The following is an 18,167-nucleotide window of genomic DNA, read 5'->3' on the forward strand; positions in this document are numbered from 1 at the left end:
CAAGGGCACGCTGGGGCCATGACCTTGCCGCTGCCCGCCTCCGTACTGGACCTCGCGCCCGTCGTGCCCGTCGTCGTGATCGAGGATGCCGCCGATGCCGTACCGCTGGCGCGGGCGCTGGTCGCGGGTGGGCTGCCGGCGGTCGAGGTGACGCTTCGGACGTCGGCCGCGCTCGACGCCGTGCGGGCGATCACGGCGGAGGTGCCGACCGCGGTCGTCGGAGTGGGAACCGTCATCTCTCCCGAACACGTGACGGAGTCCAGCGCGGCGGGCGCCCGCTTCCTGGTCAGCCCCGGCTGGACGGACGTACTGCTGGAGGCGATGCGGGCGTCCGGGGTGCCGTTCCTGCCGGGGGTGTCCACGGTGTCGGAGGTCGTGGCGCTGTTGGAGCGCGGGGTGCGGGAGATGAAGTTCTTCCCGGCCGAGGCGGCGGGCGGTACGGCGTATCTGAAGTCGATCGCGGGACCGTTGCCGCAGGCCCGGTTCTGCCCGACCGGGGGGATCGGTCCGGCAGGCGCGCCGGAGTATCTGGCGCTCCCCAACGTCGGCTGTGTGGGCGGGACCTGGATGCTGCCGGCGGACGCGGTGGCCGCGCGGGACTGGGGGCGGGTCGAGGCTCTGGCGCGGGAGGCGGCGGCGCTCGGTGGCCGCCGGTCGCCGGGCTCTGCCGGGGAATCGGAGGGAACCGGGGCCTCAGCGCAGGTGTGAGGTGTCGTTGAGGAGGCGGAGGGTGGCGTTGCCGTCGGCGTAGTATGCCAGTGCCGACAGGGAGGCCGCCGACAGCTCCATGCGGAACAGGGACTCCGGGGGTGCGCCGAGGGCCAGCCGTACCAGGGTCTTGATCGGCGTGACATGGGTGACGAGCAGGACGGTACGGCCCCGGTACGCCGCGACGAGTTCGTCCCGGGTGGCGGCGACCCGGGCGGCCACGGCCGCGAAGCTCTCGCCGCCGCCGGTGGGTGCGGCGTCGGGTGAGGCCAGCCAGGCGTTCATGTCCTCCGGGTACCGCTCGCGCACCTCGCCGAAGGTCAGGCCCTCCCAGGCCCCGAAGTCGGTCTCCCGCAGCCCGTCCTCGACCTTCACCGACAGCCCGAGCCGCGCCGCGACGATCCCCGCGGTCTCGCGGCAGCGGGTCAGCGGCGACGAAAGGATCTCCTGAATCGTCCCGCGCGCGGCCAACGCCACCGCGACCCGTTCCGCCTGATACCGGCCCCCCTCGGAGAGGGAGGGGTCGGAACCGCCGCTTCCCGAGAACCGCTTCTGGGGGGTGAGCGGCGTTTCACCGTGCCTGAGCAGCACGAAGGTGGCGGGCGTACCGAGGTCGGGGGCGGTGGACGCGATGTTCCTGGCGGCACGGATGTCGGCGGCGGCTTTGGCTGAGCCCGCGGCCGACGCGGAAGACGAAGTCGCGCCGCGCGAGGCGACCGGCGCGGGGACGGAGACCGTGTCCCGGGCCGCGACGACCGGGGCGGCAGGGGTACGTACCGGGGAGGGCGGTTTCGCTCCCGTCCGACTCCCGGCCCCGGACTCCCCGGGGGCTGCGTCCGGGGCAGCAGGGCTACCCACCGAACCCGAAGACGCTACTCCCACAGGGCCCCCGGACTCCCCCGGAGCTGCGGCCGAGGCCGCAGGACTACTCCCTGAGATCGGCGAATTCGCTCCGGCAGGCCTCCCAGCCCCCGGCTCCCCCGGAACTGCAGCCGAAACGGCAGTGCCCGCCGAACCCGAAGACGTCACTCCCACAGGGCCCCCGGACTCCCCCGGAACTGCAGCCGAGGCCGCAGGACTACTCCCCGAGATCGGCGAATTCGCTCCGGCAGGCCTCCCAGCCCCCGGCTCCCCCGGAACTGCAGCCGAAACGGCAGTGCCCGCCGAACCCGAAGACGTCACTCCCACGGGCCCCCCGGACTCCCCTGGAGCTGCAGCCGGGACGGCAGGGGCACCCGCCGAACCCGAAGACGCCACTCCCGCAGGGCCCCCGGTCGCCGCCTCGTCGCGTGCCTTCGCCAAAGCCGCCCGAATCTTCGCCGCGCCCGCCGCCGCGTCGCCGGGCGGGCCGGACGCCTCCGGGGCCGGGGACGCGGCAGCGGGCGCCCGCGTGTCCAGGTCCGCCGTAGACGTCGACTGTGACCATCGTTCGCCCCGCTTGCCCGCGTCCATCGCCTCGTTGGCGAGGCGGTCGGCGTGTTTGTTCTGGTCGCGGGGGATCCACTCGTAGGTGACGTGGTCGGGTGGGAGGATGCGGGCGGCCTCGGCGGCCAGGGGCTTCATGTCGGGGTGTTTGATCTTCCAGCGGCCCGACATCTGCTCGACGACGAGCTTGGAGTCCATGCGGACCCGGACGGTGGCCGTCGGGTCCAGTGCGCGAGCCGCCTTCAGCCCGGCGATGAGCCCCCGGTACTCGGCGACGTTGTTCGTGGCGACGCCGATGTACTCGGCGGCCTCGGCCAGCGTCTCGCCCGTCGCCGCGTCGCGGACGACGGAACCGTAGCCCGCGGGCCCCGGGTTGCCCCGGGACCCGCCGTCGGCCTCGACGATGAACTCCCGCACGCCGTACGCCCTTCGCCCTCCCGCCGCGCCGCGCCGCCTACAGGCCCGACTCGGCCGTGCGCACCAGGATGCGGCGGCAGTTCTCGCAGCGGACGACCGTGTCGGACGGGGCCTTGCGGATCTCGTTCAGCTCGGTGATGGCCAGCTCCTGGCGGCAGCCCTGGCAGGTGCGCTGGTACAGCTTGGCCGCGCCGATGCCGCCCTGCTGCTCGCGCAGCTTGTCGTAGAGCTTGAGCAGGTCGGCGGGGACGGAGCCGGCGATGACCTCGCGCTCCTTCGTCACCGTCGCCACCTCGCCGTCGATCTCCTCGAACGCGGCCTCCCGGCGCGCGGTCGCGTCGTCGATCTTCCCCTGGACGGCACCGACCCGCTCGGTCAGCTCGGCGACCCGCTCCTGCGCGGACTCCCGGCGCTCCATGACCTCCAGGACGATGTCCTCCAGGTCGCCCTGCCGCTTGGCGAGGGAGGCGATCTCGCGCTGGAGGTTCTCCAGGTCCTTCGGGGAGGTGACGGCACCCGAGTCCAGGCGCTGCTGGTCGCGGGCGGCGCGCTGGCGCACCTGGTCCACGTCCTGCTCGGCCTTGGTCTGCTCGCGGGCGGTGTCGCTCTCCTCCGTCTGCGCGGCCACGAGCAGATCGCGCAGCTGGGTGTGGTCCTTCGTCAGCGACTCGATCTCGGCGTGCTCGGGCAGCGACCTCCGCTTGTGCGCCAGCTGCTGCAGGCGTACGTCGAGGGCCTGGACCTCGAGGAGGCGGATCTGGTCGGCGGGCGCGGCGTTCAGTTGGGGGCTCCTGCGGTCGAGTAGGGGGAGGCCGCGTGGGCCGTCCAGGGGTCGGTGACCGTCTTCGAGACGTGGACGCGCAGTCCCCATCCGTTGCGGTCGGAGATCTCGTCGAGCTGGGCGGCGGCCAGCTCGCACCAGGGCCACTCGGTGGCCCAGTGCGCCGCGTCGAGCAGCGCGAGAGGCGTACCGGTGCCCTCCGTCGCGTGGGCGACGGCCTCGGAGGCCGGGTGGTGGCGCAGGTCCGCGGTGAGGAAGGCGTCGACACCGGCCGCGCGTACGTCGGCGAAGAGGCTGTCGCCGGAGCCGCCGCTGACGGCGACCGTGCGGACGACCGCCTCGGGGTCGCCGGCGACCCGGATGCCCTGCGCGGTGGCGGGCAGCCGCTCGGCGGCCCGCGCGGCCAGTTCCCGTACGGTCAGCGGGTGGTCCAGCTCGCAGACCCGGCCGAGACCGCGCCGCCCGTCGGGGTCGGAGGGGTCGGGGACGAGCGGTCGTACGACTCGGAGGTCCAGCGCGCCCGCCAGCGCGTCGCTGACGCCCGGGTCGGCGGTGTCGGCGTTGGTGTGGGCGACGTGCAGGGCGATGTCGTTCTTGATGAGGGTGTGGACGACCCGGCCCTTGAAGGTGGAGGCCGCCACCGTCGTCGTACCGCGCAGATAGAGCGGGTGGTGGGTGACGAGCAGGTCGGCGCCCAGCTTCACCGCTTCGTCGACGATCTCCTGGACGGGGTCGACGGCGAAGAGGACCCGGGTGACCTCCTGGTCGGGATCTCCGCAGACCGTGCCGACCGCGTCCCACCCCTCGGCCCTCTCGGGCGGCCAGAGGGCGTCGAGCGCGGCGATGACTTCAGACAGACGGGGCACGCACCAAAGGCTACCCGCACCACCTGGGTCTCCGATCGCCGTCTCCCTCCAGCACATCCGCTGCCGTTCCCCGCGGTGAATCGCCGGACGAGCACCCTTATGTGTGAAGGGGATGCCTGGCTATCCCACGTCTGTGCGTGCGAAAACTACTTTCGTCGCCGGAGGTGACCGAACGATGACGGCCTGTGCACCCCCCGAGCTCTCGACCCCGTTCGAGCAGGGGGGATCCCCACCACCCGGGACGGGAACACCCACACCGCCCACGGAGGGCACCGCGGCGCCGCCCGGCTGTGTGATCACCGCCGACGGGACGTACGCGGCACGCCTCGCCCTCGCCGGCGAGTCCTGGTTCCCCGAGCGCTGGACCCTGGACGGCCCCGAGCCGTACGCCGTACCGCTGCCCGGCAACCAACCGGAGGAACCCGGCACCGAAGTACTCCCCCTGACCGACGGCCGCGTCCTGATCCACCGCGTCGCGGCCGACCGGCACCTGTTCTCGCTCCTCTACCCGACCGGCCCCCGCACCGGCGAACTGCAGCTCGGCGCGGTCGAGTGCGCCGACCCCGCGACCGAGCTGCGGCTGCTGCCGCCCGGTCCGTGCGGGGAGCGGGCGTACGCCCTCGCCGTGGGCCGCGGCGCCACGACGGTGTGGCTGGTGGCGGGCGGCGCGTTCGGGCCGGAGCCGCTGGCGCAGCTGCCGGGGCGGTGTTCCGGCGGTGTCTGGCTGGACCGGGCGGGCCGACTGCTCGCCCTGGACCAGGAGTTGGACGGCCGGACCAAGACGGTCGCGGTGGACCTGGAGCGGGACGGCGAGATCTCACCTCTGCTCCAGATCGCGGACCACAGCGACGACCGGCTGCTGCTCGCCGACCCCGACAGCGGACTGCTGCTGATCCGCTCCGACGCGCCCTCCCCCGGCCAGGACCGGCTCGGCTGGGGTGTGTTGGGCAGCACCCTGCCGGTCCGCTTCCCGGACTGCCTGCGGCTTCCCGACAACCACCGCGTGACGCCCTTCGCCATCCAGCCGGGCCAGATCCTGACCCCCGAGAGCTGCGCGGTCGCCCTCCGCGTCGACGGCACCCGGGGAACCTGGGTCGGCGTCTGGCGCCCCACCTCCCGACAGGTCCACCATCTGCCCGCCCCCGAGGGGTGGCTGGCGGGGGCCGGGCTGTGGAGCCGGGAGGGGGTGCTTCAACTGCCGTACGCCACACGGGTGGTGCGGTGCGGGGTGGCTCGGGTGGGGGTGCCTTGGAGTGAGGAGGCGGAGGACGGGGCGTCGCCTTCGCCAGATGCGGCGGGCGCACCGGACAGGGCAAGTGCGTCGGGTATGGCAAGTGCGCCGGGTACGGCGAGTGCACCGGGCACGGCGGGTACACCGGCTACGCCGACTGCCCCGACTACGCGGGATACGCCGGATACGCCCGATATCCCGAACCCGGATTCGTCCGGGCCGGCCGCGGCTCGGCCGGTGCCGTTGCAGCAGGCGCCGTTGGACGGGCGGGCGCCGGAGGAAGTGACTGTCGGGTAACCGTGAAGATGTCAACCGCGCAGATCACAGACCGATCAACACCCGCCCGGGCTCCTTCGGGACACGCACGGCGGCCCGTTAAACTCACCCGCCTGTAAGAAGATCATGCGACGGGGTGAACACCTTCTATGAGCGACGCGCACACAACCCAGCCGCCCACAGCCGACCCCCGCGAGGTGGAGGGCCACGGCAGGCACCGGGGTCAGATCTCGACCCACGAAGCCGAGACGGCCCCTCGCGGCCGTCACCGCAAGCCGGCGACGCAGACGGGACAGTCGGAAGCGACGACCGCCGCGGCCTGAGCGACAGCCCAAGCCCGCGAGCAATCGCAACCGGCAGCACCTGGCGAAACGTCAATTCATCGTCGAGGCCCGCCACTTCAGCGGTAGGACACGGCCCCGCCCATCACCGACGTCACCATGTCGTCACCGATGGGCGGGGCCGTCCTGCTTCTTCAGACCCAGCACCTCCACCGCCGCGAACGTCTCGCCCTCCGGCCGGTCGAGGTAGTACGGCGTGAGCAGCCCATCCAGTTCGTCGTAGGTGAAGGCGTCCTGCTTGGTGTCGAACTTCGCCTGTACGCGGGGCCGTTCGACGATAGCGACCATTCCCCCGTGGACGACGAGGAGCTGCCCGTTGACGCGGGCGGCGGCGGGCGAGGCCAGGTAGCCGACGAGCGGGGCGACATGCTCGGGCGCGAGCGGGTCGAGGCCACCGGGCTCGGCCGCGGCGTCTGCGAACACGTCCTCGGTCATGCGTGTCCGCGCCCGGGGACAGATGACGTTGGCCGTGACGCCGTACTTGGCGAGCGCGAGGGCCGTGGAGGTGGTCAGCCCGACGATTCCGCCCTTCGCGGCGGCGTAGTTGGGCTGCCCGGCCGACCCGGCGAGGAACGCCTCGGACGAGGTGTTCACGATCCGCCCGTACACCGGCCCGCCACCGTCCGCCTTGGCCTTCGCGCGCCAGTACGCCGAGGCGAACCGGATCGTGTTGAAGTGCCCTTTCAGATGCACCCGGACGACCGCGTCCCACTCCTCCTCCGACATGGAGAAGACCATGCGGTCGCGGAGGATGCCCGCGTTGTTGACGAGGATGTCCAGCTTCCCGAACTCGACGATCGCCAACTCGACCAGTTCCCGTGCCTGTTGGTGGTCGGAGACGTCCCCGGTGTGTACGACGGCATGCCCGCCGGCCTCACGGATCGACGCCACGACCTCCTCGGCGGGGCCCGTGGAGGCCTCCCCGGAGCCGTCCCGTCCCGGTCGGCCGTAGTCGTTGACGACAACGGCCGCGCCGAGCCGCGCCAGCTCCAACGCCTCGGCCCGGCCGAGCCCACGGCCCGCGCCGGTGACGATCGCCGACAGTCCCTCGAGCGGCAGTGCCATGCCCGGGCCCCTCTCCGCGTGGTCGGGTCAGATCTCGATGCAGGTGCGCAGCGCCGTGCCGGTCCGCATCTGGTCCAGCGCCTCGTTGATGTCGGCGAGCGGCACCCGGTGGGTGATCAGGTTCTCCAGGGCGATACGGCCCGCGCGCCACAGGGCGATCGTGCGCTCGTACGACCGCAGGACGTCCCCGCCGCCGTACATGGACGGCAGGATCCGCTTCTCGTCGAAGAACAGCTCGAACATGCTGAGCTGGAGGAAGTCGTCCATGGCGCCCGCGCCGACGATGACGAGCGTGCCGCCGCGCCGGGTGTTCTCGTACGCGGTGCGGGCGGTGGCCGAGCGGCCGACGACCTCGAAGACGTAGTCGAAGCCCTCGCCGCCGGTCATGGACTGATTGGCGTCGGCCAGTTCGTCGGGCGCGACCGCCTTGGTGGCCCCGAACCCGAGCGCGGCCTCGCGGCGCGAGGCCACCGGGTCGACGGCGACGATCTCGGCGGCGCCCTTGAGCCGGGCGCCCTGGATCGCCGAGATGCCGACGCCTCCGCAGCCGATGACGGCGACCGACGAACCGGCCGCCACGTCGGCGGTGTTGAGGGCGGCGCCGAGTCCGGTGGTGACGCCGCAGCCGATGAGGGCGGCGATGTCGAAGGGCACGTCCTCGGGTATCGGCACGGCGCAGCCGGCGTCGACGACGACCTCCTCGGCGAAGGTGCCGGTGCCCGCCATGCCGAAGACGTCACCGCCGGGCCGCTTGAAGTTGGGCGTCCCGGCGTTCATGAACCCGGCGAGACAGAGCTGGGTCTGGCCGCGCTTGCAGGCGGGACATCTGCCGCAGGCCGGGAGCCAGCAGACGACGACGCGGTCGCCCTGCTTCAGGTGGCTCACGCCCTCCCCGACCTCGACTATCTCCCCGGCCCCCTCGTGACCGGGGACGAACGGCCCGGGCTGCGGCAGCACACCGGACATCGCGGACAGGTCCGAGTGGCACAGCCCCGTGGCCCGCACCCGGATCCTCACCCGGCCCGGCCCGAAGCCCGCCGTCTCGACGTCGTCGAGCACCTCCAGCTTGTCCTGGCCGATCTCGTGCAGTACGGCTGCGCGCATGGTGCCGCTCCCTCCGGAGTACCTGACCTACGGTTGTGCTGGGTGCGCTGGGCGGACGGCGGGTCCGGGGCCGCTCATGAGTGTTCGACCAGGGTGTCCGCCAGTACCGGTGCGTCGTCCCGCTCGACGGCGGTCACCGCCACCCGCACCGTGGCGTCGTCCGGCCGCCACATCCGGATGCGGAGCGTCTCGCCGGGGAAGACGACCCCCGCGAAGCGCGTACCGTACGAGCGGACCCGGCCGACATCCCCGCCGAGCACCGTGTCCACGACCGCCTTCAAGGTGATCCCGTATGTGCACAGCCCATGCAGGATCGGCCGCTCGAACCCGGCCCGCGCGGCGAACTCCGGGTCCGCGTGCAACGGGTTCCAGTCACCGGAGAGACGGTAGAGCAGCGCCTGGTCCTCACGTACGGTGCGCTCGACCTCCTTGTCGGGGGAGGTCGTCGGCGCTTCGAGGCGGGCGGACGGGCCGCGGTCGCCGCCCCAGCCGCCCTCTCCCCGTACGAAGATCTGCGCCTCGTTCGTCCACAACGGGCCCTCGGCGTCGGCGACTTCGGTCCGCATCACCAGCACGGCCGCCTTGCCCTTGTCGTACACCGCCGCCACCCGCGATGTCGCCGTCGCCCGCCCCTCCACCGGAATCGGCCGATGCGACTCGATGCGCTGTCCGCCGTGCAGCACCTTGGCCAGATCGACGTCCACGCCGGGGACGCTCAGCCCTCCGATGACATCCGGCGCCCCCGCCCCCGCGACGGTCGCGAAGCCGGGCAGGACATGCAGCCGGGATTCGAGGGTGTAGCGCAGCTCGTCGGGATCGGTCACGGGGACTCCGGCGCCGATACCGAGGTGATAGAGCAGCACATCCTTCCGCGTCCACGAGATCTCGACGGAACGCGGCTCGGCCGCGAGCGCCTTGGCTGCGTCGATGGGCATGGGGCTCCTGTCGGGAGGCGTCGAGGAACCTCGGTACGACCGTCCGCACCAGCGGCCGCACCGAGGTCGTCACATGGGCCGGAACCCGCTCCCCTGACCTTCCGCTAGAACGCGTTCCAGTCCGGCGAACCTCTGTATAGCCGAGCCGCGTATACTTGTGAAGGCTCCTGACACTACGTCAGATACCCGCCTCCGGCCCGCGCCGCACGGCGACATTCGCCCTGCCGAACTCCGCACATCGGGGCCATCGGGGCCGCCGGGGTCCCGTCACCGAGAGTGCCGCGCACGGAAGCCCTCCGGGAGGCCCACCAACAGGGCCGGCCGCGGCAGAGCCGAGCGGACCACTCCAACCAGCCGGGCCGACCCCCCTCCCCTCCACCCACCACTGACGACCTGTCACATCCCCATGACTCGGTCAAGGATTCGTTAGCCACACGAAAGACCGGAATAGTTGCCCAGGCACACGAGGTTCAGCTGACACATAGCCCGTGATCCCACGTACTCCGCGATCCCTCACCCCGGCCAGGAGGCCCCGCTCCATGATGCAGACGCCCACGCCCACGACCGCCGTCGACCGGGCCACCCGGAGACCGACGGGAGCGATCGTCCCGGTGCTGGCGTTCGCCGGGATCGTGGTCGCGGTGATGCAGACATTGCTCGTCCCGGTGATCAAGGACCTGTCGGAACTGCTGGACACGACGCCCAGCAACGCCACCTGGGTCCTGACGTCCACGCTTCTCTCGGGCGCCGTGGCCACCCCGATCATGGGCCGGCTGGGCGACCTCTACGGCAAGCGCCGCATGCTGCTCACCAGCCTGGCCGTGATGGTGGTCGGCGCGCTGATCAGCGGTTTCACCAGTGAACTGCTGCCGATGATCGTGGGCCGCACGCTGCAGGGCTTCTCGATGGGCGCGATCCCCCTGGGCATCGGCCTGATGCGCGACGAGCTCCCCCGCGAACGCCTCGCCTCCGCCATGGCCCTGATGAGCTCGTCCATCGGCGTCGGCGGCGGCCTCGCGCTGCCGCTCGCCGCCCTGGTCGCCCAGAACACCGACTGGCACGCCCTCTTCTTCGGCGCCGCCGGCCTCGGCGTCCTCTCGATCGTGCTGACCCTCGTCGCCGTACCGGAGACGAAGACGCGCGCGGAGGGCGGCTTCGACCTCATCGGCGCGCTCGGCCTCTCCCTCGGTCTCGTCCTCTTCCTCCTCCCCATCACCAAGGGCAGCGGCTGGGGCTGGACGTCCGCGACCACGCTCGGCTTGTTCGGCGCGTCGGCCGTGGTGCTGCTCCTGTGGGGCGTCCTGGAACTGCGCCTCCCCGCGCCTCTCGTCGACCTGCGCACGACCGCCCGCCGCGAGGTGCTCCTCACCAACCTCGCCTCGATCATGGTCGGCGTCTCCTTCTACGTCGTCTCCCTCGTCCTGCCGCAGCTCCTCCAGCTGCCCACGTCCACCGGCTACGGTCTCGGCCAGTCGATGGTCGTCGCGGGCCTGTGCGTGGCCCCGCTCGGTCTGACGATGATGTTCACGGCGCCGGTCTACGCCCGGATCTCCGCCAAGTACGGCCCCAGGAGCACCCTCATCCTCGGCCTGCTGATCATCGCGATCGGCTACGGCGCCGGCCTCGGCCTGATGAGCGCCGCCTGGCAGACCGTGGTGATCTCGGTACTCCTCGGCACGGGCATCGGCCTCGCGTACTCCTCCCTCCCGGCCCTGATCGTCGGCGCCGTGGACCCGTCCGAGACGGGCGCCGCCAACGGCCTCAACACGCTGATGCGTTCCATCGGTACGTCGGTGTCGAGCGCCGTCATCGGCATGGTGCTGGCCAACACCGCGAACCACGTCGGCGGCGTCGCGATCCCCACCATGCACGGCTTCCGCGTCTCGTTCCTGATCGCCACGGCCGCGGTCGCCGTCGGCATCCTCCTCGCCTTCTTCCTCCCCGCCCGCGACCGCCGCACGACCGGCCACCGGCTGCTGGCGAGCGGCGGCAGCGGCAGCGGCAGCGGCAGCGGCAGCGGCCAGGAGGAGGCGGGCCGGGTCCCGGAACGGACCAGCGAGCGGGTGGCCTGAACAGCGGGTGGCCTGAACCCCGCTTCGGCCCACGTGACAGCATGGGGCGCCCCCGAGGGACGTACGACACAGGAGGACCCCATGCCCGCCGCACCCAAGCCGGAGATCCTCGCCGCCTTCGAGTCGGCCAAGGGGTTCATGCCCGTGGGCGAGGGGCTGGCCCTGTACGCGGCGGCCATGGAGGCGGGGCGGCTGAGGCTGCCGCTGCTGGAGGTCGGCACGTACTGCGGCCGTTCCACGATCCTGCTGGCCGACGCGGCACGGGAGGCCGGCGTCACCGCGATCACGGTGGACCACCACCGGGGCAGTGAGGAGCAGCAGCCGGGCTGGGAGTACCACGACGAGTCGACCGTCGACCCCGAGGTCGGGCGCATGGACACGCTGCCCACCTTCCGCCGCACCCTCCACCGGGCGGGCCTGGAGGATCACGTCGTCGCGGTGGTCGGCCGTTCCCCGCAGGTCGCCGCGTTCTGGGGGACCCCGCTCGGCTTCGTCTTCATCGACGGCGGCCACACCGACGAACACGCCACCGCCGACTACGAGGGCTGGGCCCCGCATGTCGCCCTCGACGGCCTCCTCGTCATCCACGACGTCTTCCCGGACCCCGCCGACGAGTTCACCGGCCAGGCCCCGTACCGCGTATACCTCCGCGCCCTCGCCTCCGGCGCCTTCACGGAGGTGTCGGCGACGGACTCGCTACGGGTGCTGCGGCGCACCGACACGGGGATCTGACCCCGGGGGTCGCCCCGGCCGCCCCGTAGCCGCCGCCCCGCCACGGCGATCACGCCACGTCGATCCCGAAGTCCTGGACCAGTTCCTCCAAGCCGCCCCGGTAGCCCTTCCCTCCCACGACGAAGTCCCAGTCGCCGTTGGCGCGGCGGCGGAAGGAGCCGAGGACCAGCGCGGTCTCGCCGGGGCGGCCGTCGGAGACGTCGAGGCGGCCCTGTTCGGCACGTGCCGGGTCCAGGAGGCGGATGTGGGCGTCGGTGAAACCGGACAGGTCGACCTCGGGGTTCACGGCGGGATCGATGGCGGCCACGAGGACGAGGCGGTCGGCGCCCTCCGGCAGGGCGTCGAAGGCCACCTGGATCGCCGCTTTGTCGGGCATGGTCGGGGGGACGGCGCGAACCGTGCCGTCGGGGGTGCGGACGTTGTTGAAGAACACAAAGTGGTCGTCGCTGAGGACCCGGTTGCCGTGGCAGACGAGCGCGCAGACGTCCAGGGCCACGCCGCCGGTCCAGAACATGCCGAGCACGCTGTGATCGCCGTCGGCGCCCGGCGCCGGGGCGGGATCCGTCCCGCTCCGGGCGCCCGGCGAGGCCGTCGGCTGATCCGGAAGATCGAGGACCAGGGTGGGAGGCAGGGAATCGGGGCGCCCGCCCTCGCCCGGCCTCCCTTGGCTCCGCGAGCCGCCCTGGCTCGCCGGGTTGCCCCGGCTCCCCGGACTCCCCTGGCCTCCTTGGTTCCCCAGCCGCCCCCGCAGCCCATGCCGGTGCAGCAGGTCGACGAGTTCGGTGCCGGAGACGAGTTCGAGCGGTTTGCCGTTGGCGAAGGTGTGCGAGCCGGGGCCGAACTTGGACGTCGTCACCAGGACACCCTTGTTGGCGCCGGCGTCCTGGACGGTGCCGTACAGATCACGGACGGCGGTCGGCGGGACGGTGTTGCGGTAGCGCTTGACCTGCACGACGATCTTGCCGCCGCGGATCGGCGTCGGGTCGAGGGCGTCGACGTCCACGCCGCCGTCGTTCGAACGCTGGGTGGTCACCGCCTGCATGCCCATGGCCCGGAAGAGCTCCGCGACCAGCGCCTCGAAGGCGATCGGGTCCATCTCCAGCAGGTCGGGCTCCTCGTCACCGCCGTGGGTGACGACACCGTTGCCCACGTCGTCGGGCCGCCGGCCGGGCCGTACGGCGACACGCTGGTCGGGGCGGGCGGAGAGCTGGCCCCGGAGCCCGTCCGACAGACAGTCGACCGCGCTCACCTGCTCCAGGTGCAGCCCGGAGAACACCGACCTGGGCGCCATGACGGTCAGCAGGAAGATCTCCGCGCGCCGGCCGGTCGCCGGATCGTGGTCGTCCACGAAACCGTTCAGGGCCACCGACTCCAGCGCGCCGAACTCGTCCGCGGCGAACAGGTCGTGCAGCACCAGCAGGGCGCACTGCGCGAGGACGTCCCGGTAGAGCGCGCGGCGCTGGGTGACCGGGCGGGGCCGCTCCTTGTCCTGGTCGGCGCTCGGCATGTAGACGACGGTCTTCGCCTCGGGCACGACGTCGTACCTGGGCAGCTCCCAGTCCAGGACGAGTTGCCGCGCGGCCGAGTCGTACGCGGCGGAGACGCGCCGCGGGAAGCCGTCGGGCCAGGCGGCCGAGGCGTAGAGGGCGGCGGAGAAGTAGTCGACCACGGCCTCCGGGTCGCCGCCGCGCAGCGCCGTCGTCATCTGCGCGATCCCGGCGTTGTGCCGCCGGACCTCCGCCCGCTGCGCCTCGGCCCATGCCTCGTACTGCCGCTGGTACTGGGCCAGTTGGTGCTGCCGCTGGGCCTCCGCCGCCTGGGCCGCGTGCCAGTCGTGCTCGAACCGGGCGCGCGCCTCCGCCTGCGCCTGGGCCCGGCGCTGTGCGGTCCAGCCGCCGCCCTGCGCCTGGTAGTGGTTGGGGTCCGGCATGGGCACGGGCTGGGCGAGCGGGCCCGGGGAGAACGGCTCCAGCCGCTCGGTGCGGGTGAGCGAGGCCGCCCTGAACGCCGGCGCACGGCACCCGGTGACCAGCAACCCCTCCAAGGCCTCGACGGCCGCGTCCAGTTCCTCGGTACGCCGCCTGGCCTCCGCCTCACGGTGCTGCCGGTACGCCGCCTGCTGCTCGCGTTGGCTGCGCCGCAACTCCTGCTGGTACGCGCGCTGTTGGCGCTCGTACTCCCGCTGCTGCCTGGCCCGCGCCTCCATCTGGCGCTGCTGCTGGCGTTGTGCCTCGGCCCAGATTCCGACCAACCCGTTGGAGCGACGACTCATCCGCGACAGGCCCTCCCACCAGGACTCCGCGCATCGCACGCCGGAGCCCTGCCCCCACAACCAGACGTAACTGGACGACTCTATCCGCCGACGTCCGAATACGCCCATTCGTCGGCCGCCGGGATCTGTCACAGGCGTCACAGGCCGGGGAGGAGCGCGGCGTGCCGTACGGCCCACTCGCGCCTGCCGTCCCCGCGCCCGCCCCGTATGGTGGCAGACGTGTCGTACGTAGGACCGGACTTCGATCCGCCCCAGCCCCGCCGTTCCGCTCTTCGTCGTCCGCTGACCGTGGCGGTGGCCGCGGTCGTGGTGGGGTCGCTGGCCGGATGGGGCGTCTGGCAGGCCGTAGGGGATTCGGGAGACGGCGGGTCGAACCGGGCGGCGGCCCCGCAGCCCCGGACCACGAGCGCTCCCCCGGCGACGCCCAGGACCTCCGGTGAGCCGACCCCCTCCGACAACGCCGACGACGCCGACGACAGCAAGGAGACCGGCGCCTCCGCGTCCTCCCCCACCGGCCCCCTCAAGGGCAAGGTCGTCGTGATCGACCCGGGGCACAACCCGGGCAATTTCAAGCACACCGCCGAAATCAACCGCAAGGTGAACATCGGGACGGGGACGAAGGAGTGCGACACGACGGGCACGGCCACCAACGGCGGTTACGCGGAGGCCGAGTTCACGCTGGACGTCTCGCGGCGGGTGCGGAAGCTTCTCGAAGCGCAGGGCGCCACCGTGAAGTTCACACAGGACGGGGACCGGGCCTGGGGGCCGTGCATCGACGAGCGGGCGCGGATCGGAAACGAGGCCGAGGCCGACGCGGTGGTGTCGATCCACGCGGACGGCTCGGGAGCCGGCAACCGCGGCTTCCATGTGATCCTGCCGGGCACGGTGAACGAGGGCGCCGCCGACACCCGTCCCATCGTGGACCCCTCCCACGCCCTCGGCGTACGCATCGCCGGCAGGTTCGTACGCGCCACCGGCAGCCCCCCTTCCAACTACGTCGGCGACGGCACCGGCCTCGTCACCCGCACCGACCTCGGCGGCCTCAACCTCTCCACGGTCCCCAAGGTCTTCATCGAGTGCGGCAACATGCGCGACAGCCAGGACGCGGCCCTGTTGACCAGCGGCGAATGGCGGCAGAAGGCGGCCCGGGGCATCTCGGACGGCATCACGAGCTTCCTGGAGAGGTAGGCCCGGGGCCCATTGCCCGAGTTCGCTCCGGCCCCAACTCCTCCGGCCCCGTTACACATCGGGCCCCGGGCGGTCTCAATCTGTCAACAGTTCCCGCCGTGTTCACCGACTGCGCCGCTTCGCGCGGTATCCATGACGCGGCACCGCTGACCAGCGGTGTCTGGCGGCAGAACGGGGCGCAGGGGATCTCTGAGGGAATCGTGAGCTTCCTGCGAGGGTAGCGGGCGGGTCGTGATCGTCGCGCGGATCCCGGCGGACACCCACATCGGACGGGCGATAAGGTCGTCCCTACGATGAGGGGCCACCCCCGCGCTTCCCACCAGGGCCTGACGGCGACATGGTGACAGCGACGCCTCCACCGATGACGAGACGACTGACGAAGGACCTGAAGTGAATATCCGCTCCCTCACCAGAGGCGACGGCGTCGTGATCGGAGCAGCGGTATTGCTGTTCATCGCGTCGTTCCTCGAGAACTACTCGTACGACGGGGCTCCCTCCAGCATCGACATGCCCAACCTCTGGGAGAGCGGGCCCGTCCTGCTCAGTGTCGTCCTGGCGGGAATCTTCGGCACGGCCTTCATCGTCATCGCCCGTGGTCTGCCCCAGGCGCCCAAGATCGTCGGCATCGACCTCGGCCACTTCGGCATCGCGTTCACGGTCTTCGCCGCGTGGAGCGCGCTCGGGAACATCTTCGACCCGGGCGGTGCCGTGGACAACGTCGGCGGTGACAGCAGCGGTCCCGACGCCGGTACCGGTCTCATCATCGCCCTGATCGCCACCCTGATCATGGCCGCCGCGGCCGTCGCCACCCCCCTCGTCCCCGCGCTCAAGGCCGCCCTCGTCGGCGCCCCGCGTCCGGCCGCGCCGCAGCCGTACGGTGCCCAGCCGCCCGGTGGTTACGGGTACCCGGGTGCCGGCGCGCAGGCGCCCTACGGTGCGGGGCAGCCGGGGGCCGGGCAGCCCGGGGCGCCGTTCGGTGGGCCGCAGCAGGCCGCCGCCGCGGCTCCGCAGCCGCCGGCCGGTGACTTCTCGCCGTTCTGGTTCGCGGTGCCGGTGGCGCGTCCGCTGTTCGCGGAGGACGGCTCCCAGTCGACCATCGCCGAACTGGCGCCGGGCACCTGGTACTTGGCGGTCGAGCAGCGCGGCCCCAACCTGGTCGCCCAGACGCAGGACGGCCGTCGCGGCGTCCTGCAGGACACCAGCGGCATCCAGCGCGGCTGACCCACAGGCCGCGATACGGCCACAGCACGGCCCCTCGCCCTTCCGGGCGAGGGGCCGTTGTCGTACAGTCGCCCCCGGTCGTTCAGCTGACGCACCGTCAGAACATGCCGTCCGAACGGAGGCAGGCGTATGCGGCTCGGTCTCGCACTCGGTTACTGGGGACGCGGCCCCTCACCCGACCACGTTCCGCTCGCGCAGGAGGCCGAACGGCTCGGCTACGACTCGGTGTGGACCGCCGAGTCCTGGGGCTCGGACGTCTTCACCCCGCTCGCCTGGATCGCGGCGCGGACCTCAAGGATCAAGCTGGGCACGGCGGTCGCCCAGATGGCCGCCCGCTCCCCCACCACCACGGCGATGCACGCCCTCACCCTCGACCACCTCTCCGGCGGCCGTGTCCTCCTCGGCCTCGGGCTCTCCGGCCCACAGGTGGTCGAAGGCTGGTACGGGCGCCCGTTCCCGGCCTCACCGCTGACGGCGACCAGGGAGTACGTCGATGTCGTACGCCAAGTGCTGCGGCGCGAGGCCCCGGTCGAGCTGGCCGGCCGCTTCCACGCCCTTCCGTACGACGGGCCGGGCGGCGCGGGTATCGGCAAACCGCTGAAGTCCATCACCCACCCCCTCCGCCCCGACCTCCCCCTCCTGCTCGGTGCCGAGGGTCCGAAGAACATCGCGCAGACGACCCGGATCGCGGACGGCTGGCTGCCGCTGTACTGGTCGCCGATGCGCACGGAGGTGTACGAGGCCTCGCTGGCGGACGTACCCGACGGCTTCCTCATCGCGCCCATGGCCCAGGTGCGGGTCTGTGACGACGTCGCCGAAGGGCTGCTGCCCGTGAAGGCCATGCTCGGCTTCTACATCGGCGGGATGGGGCACGCCAAGCGCAACTTCCACGCCGATCTCATGGCCCGTATGGGGTACGAGGAGGAGGCCCGGCGGATCCAGCGGCTCTTCCTCGACGGGCGGCGCGAGGAGGCCGTACTCGCCGTACCGGACGCCTTCGCCGACGAGATCTCGCTGGTCGGGCCGAGGGAACGGATCGCGGAGCGGCTGGAGTTGTGGCGCAAGGGGCCGGTGACCGATCTGCTCGTCGTCGCCCCGGACCCGCACACGCTGCGGGTGCTGGCGGATCTCAACTCGTAGACGCGGACGGTGGTTTCATCCGCGCCCGGCGGGCAACTCGTGTCGCATGTCTCGATATAGCGGCTCCAACCAGGCGGGACGGGTCATCGCGGTCGTCGCCGACGTCATGGCCCTCATTCTCGGGCTGTGGATCCTGATGTACTTGCTGGGCGCGAACGGGGCGAACGACTTCGTGCAGTTCATTCATGACGCGGCCCGCTGGCTCGTCGGCTGGTCCCATGACCTGTTCACCTTCGACGAGGCGTGGGCTCGGGTGGTCGCCGGGTATGGTCTCGCCGCCGTTGTCTATCTGTTCGTGGGGCACGCCATCGCCAACCGAATGCACCGCCACCACTGACGTCCCCACCCGGCCTTTCCTCGCCCCCGCCGCCCCTACCCGTCCCATCCCCCAGG

15 protein-coding genes are annotated in these 18,167 nt (G+C 72.1%); 8 read left to right on the top strand and 7 right to left on the bottom strand.

Going from position 1 to position 18,167, the window contains the following annotated elements; genetic code table 11:
* The first annotated feature begins 18 nt into the window (after nt 1-18).
* Nucleotides 19-708, top strand: coding sequence for a bifunctional 4-hydroxy-2-oxoglutarate aldolase/2-dehydro-3-deoxy-phosphogluconate aldolase (eda, locus tag STRIP9103_RS43895; RefSeq protein WP_009342077.1), 690 nt, complete (start codon nt 19-21; stop codon nt 706-708).
* Here the strand turns inward: eda and STRIP9103_RS48095 are convergent.
* From STRIP9103_RS48095 to STRIP9103_RS43910, 3 genes are read right to left on the bottom strand one after another with little or no spacing between them, the layout of a single operon-like run.
* Nucleotides 694-2,550 (bottom strand): histidine phosphatase family protein, encoded by a 1,857-nt coding sequence (locus STRIP9103_RS48095; RefSeq protein WP_009342193.1) that lies wholly within the window; start codon nt 2,548-2,550, stop codon nt 694-696. The two genes, eda and STRIP9103_RS48095, sit on opposite strands and share 15 nt — an antisense overlap.
* A gap of 37 nt (nt 2,551-2,587) precedes the next feature.
* Nucleotides 2,588-3,331, bottom strand: coding sequence for a zinc ribbon domain-containing protein (locus STRIP9103_RS43905; protein WP_078614267.1), 744 nt, complete (start codon nt 3,329-3,331; stop codon nt 2,588-2,590).
* A complete protein-coding gene (locus STRIP9103_RS43910; RefSeq protein WP_048822208.1) occupies nt 3,328-4,197 on the bottom strand; it encodes a Nif3-like dinuclear metal center hexameric protein in 870 nt (289 codons plus the stop codon). Before STRIP9103_RS43910 ends, STRIP9103_RS43905 begins: the two co-directional genes overlap by 4 nt.
* 175 nt (nt 4,198-4,372) lie before the next feature.
* Between STRIP9103_RS43910 and STRIP9103_RS43915 the strand changes: the two genes are divergently transcribed.
* Entirely contained in the window at nt 4,373-5,725 is a 1,353-nt protein-coding gene (locus STRIP9103_RS43915) for a hypothetical protein (RefSeq protein WP_009342102.1), read from the top strand.
* A gap of 425 nt (nt 5,726-6,150) precedes the next feature.
* Here the strand turns inward: STRIP9103_RS43915 and STRIP9103_RS43920 are convergent, their stop codons facing one another.
* From STRIP9103_RS43920 to STRIP9103_RS43930, 3 genes are all read right to left on the bottom strand, one after another.
* Entirely contained in the window at nt 6,151-7,110 is a 960-nt protein-coding gene (locus STRIP9103_RS43920; RefSeq protein WP_009342234.1) for a 3-oxoacyl-ACP reductase, read from the bottom strand.
* 27 nt (nt 7,111-7,137) lie between these two features.
* Complete coding sequence (locus STRIP9103_RS43925) at nt 7,138-8,214, bottom strand: Zn-dependent alcohol dehydrogenase (protein ID WP_009342162.1); 1,077 nt, start codon at nt 8,212-8,214, stop codon at nt 7,138-7,140.
* Between the two features lie 74 nt (nt 8,215-8,288).
* Nucleotides 8,289-9,149, bottom strand: coding sequence for a MaoC/PaaZ C-terminal domain-containing protein (locus tag STRIP9103_RS43930; RefSeq protein ID WP_009342091.1), 861 nt, complete (start codon nt 9,147-9,149; stop codon nt 8,289-8,291).
* A gap of 539 nt (nt 9,150-9,688) precedes the next feature.
* On the opposite strand from STRIP9103_RS43930, the gene STRIP9103_RS43935 reads away from it, so the two are divergent.
* Nucleotides 9,689-11,221: an MFS transporter gene (locus STRIP9103_RS43935; RefSeq protein ID WP_009342213.1), complete on the top strand. Its 1,533-nt coding sequence runs from the start codon at nt 9,689-9,691 to the stop codon at nt 11,219-11,221.
* Between the two features lie 81 nt (nt 11,222-11,302).
* A complete protein-coding gene (locus STRIP9103_RS43940; RefSeq protein WP_009342069.1) occupies nt 11,303-11,953 on the top strand; it encodes a class I SAM-dependent methyltransferase in 651 nt (216 codons plus the stop codon).
* Between the two features lie 49 nt (nt 11,954-12,002).
* Here STRIP9103_RS43940 and STRIP9103_RS43945 read toward each other — a convergent pair whose 3' ends face one another.
* On the bottom strand, nt 12,003-14,225 hold the full coding sequence (locus STRIP9103_RS43945) for a restriction endonuclease (RefSeq protein WP_009342187.1): 2,223 nt from the start codon (nt 14,223-14,225) through the stop codon (nt 12,003-12,005).
* A 219-nt stretch (nt 14,226-14,444) separates the two neighbouring features.
* Between STRIP9103_RS43945 and STRIP9103_RS43950 the strand changes: the two genes are divergently transcribed.
* From STRIP9103_RS43950 to STRIP9103_RS43965, 4 genes are all read left to right on the top strand, one after another.
* On the top strand, nt 14,445-15,413 hold the full coding sequence (locus STRIP9103_RS43950; protein ID WP_009342065.1) for an N-acetylmuramoyl-L-alanine amidase: 969 nt from the start codon (nt 14,445-14,447) through the stop codon (nt 15,411-15,413).
* 390 nt (nt 15,414-15,803) lie between these two features.
* A complete protein-coding gene (locus STRIP9103_RS43955; protein ID WP_009342211.1) occupies nt 15,804-16,634 on the top strand; it encodes a hypothetical protein in 831 nt (276 codons plus the stop codon).
* A 129-nt stretch (nt 16,635-16,763) separates the two neighbouring features.
* Nucleotides 16,764-17,774 carry an LLM class F420-dependent oxidoreductase gene (locus tag STRIP9103_RS43960; RefSeq protein ID WP_009342232.1) on the top strand — a complete coding sequence of 337 codons (1,011 nt, stop codon included), beginning with the start codon at nt 16,764-16,766 and terminating at the stop codon, nt 17,772-17,774.
* Nucleotides 17,775-17,820: 46 nt separating this feature from the next.
* Nucleotides 17,821-18,111: a hypothetical protein gene (locus STRIP9103_RS43965; RefSeq protein WP_048822214.1), complete on the top strand. Its 291-nt coding sequence runs from the start codon at nt 17,821-17,823 to the stop codon at nt 18,109-18,111.
* Nucleotides 18,112-18,167: the final 56 nt, after the last annotated feature.

It is taken from the genome of Streptomyces ipomoeae 91-03 (assembly GCF_000317595.1).
GTDB lineage: Bacteria > Actinomycetota > Actinomycetes > Streptomycetales > Streptomycetaceae > Streptomyces > Streptomyces ipomoeae.

Coding starts and splice junctions, on each gene's coding strand:
- STRIP9103_RS43915 (WP_009342102.1), top strand. CDS start 4,373: ATGACGGCCTGTGCACCCCCCGAGCTCTCGACCCCGTTCGAGCAGGGG.
- STRIP9103_RS43930 (WP_009342091.1), bottom strand. CDS start 9,149: ATGCCCATCGACGCAGCCAAGGCGCTCGCGGCCGAGCCGCGTTCCGTC.
- STRIP9103_RS43925 (WP_009342162.1), bottom strand. CDS start 8,214: ATGCGCGCAGCCGTACTGCACGAGATCGGCCAGGACAAGCTGGAGGTG.
- STRIP9103_RS43945 (WP_009342187.1), bottom strand. CDS start 14,225: ATGAGTCGTCGCTCCAACGGGTTGGTCGGAATCTGGGCCGAGGCACAA.
- STRIP9103_RS43940 (WP_009342069.1), top strand. CDS start 11,303: ATGCCCGCCGCACCCAAGCCGGAGATCCTCGCCGCCTTCGAGTCGGCC.
- STRIP9103_RS43920 (WP_009342234.1), bottom strand. CDS start 7,110: ATGGCACTGCCGCTCGAGGGACTGTCGGCGATCGTCACCGGCGCGGGC.
- eda (WP_009342077.1), top strand. CDS start 19: ATGACCTTGCCGCTGCCCGCCTCCGTACTGGACCTCGCGCCCGTCGTG.
- STRIP9103_RS43960 (WP_009342232.1), top strand. CDS start 16,764: ATGCGGCTCGGTCTCGCACTCGGTTACTGGGGACGCGGCCCCTCACCC.
- STRIP9103_RS43935 (WP_009342213.1), top strand. CDS start 9,689: ATGATGCAGACGCCCACGCCCACGACCGCCGTCGACCGGGCCACCCGG.
- STRIP9103_RS43965 (WP_048822214.1), top strand. CDS start 17,821: ATGTCTCGATATAGCGGCTCCAACCAGGCGGGACGGGTCATCGCGGTC.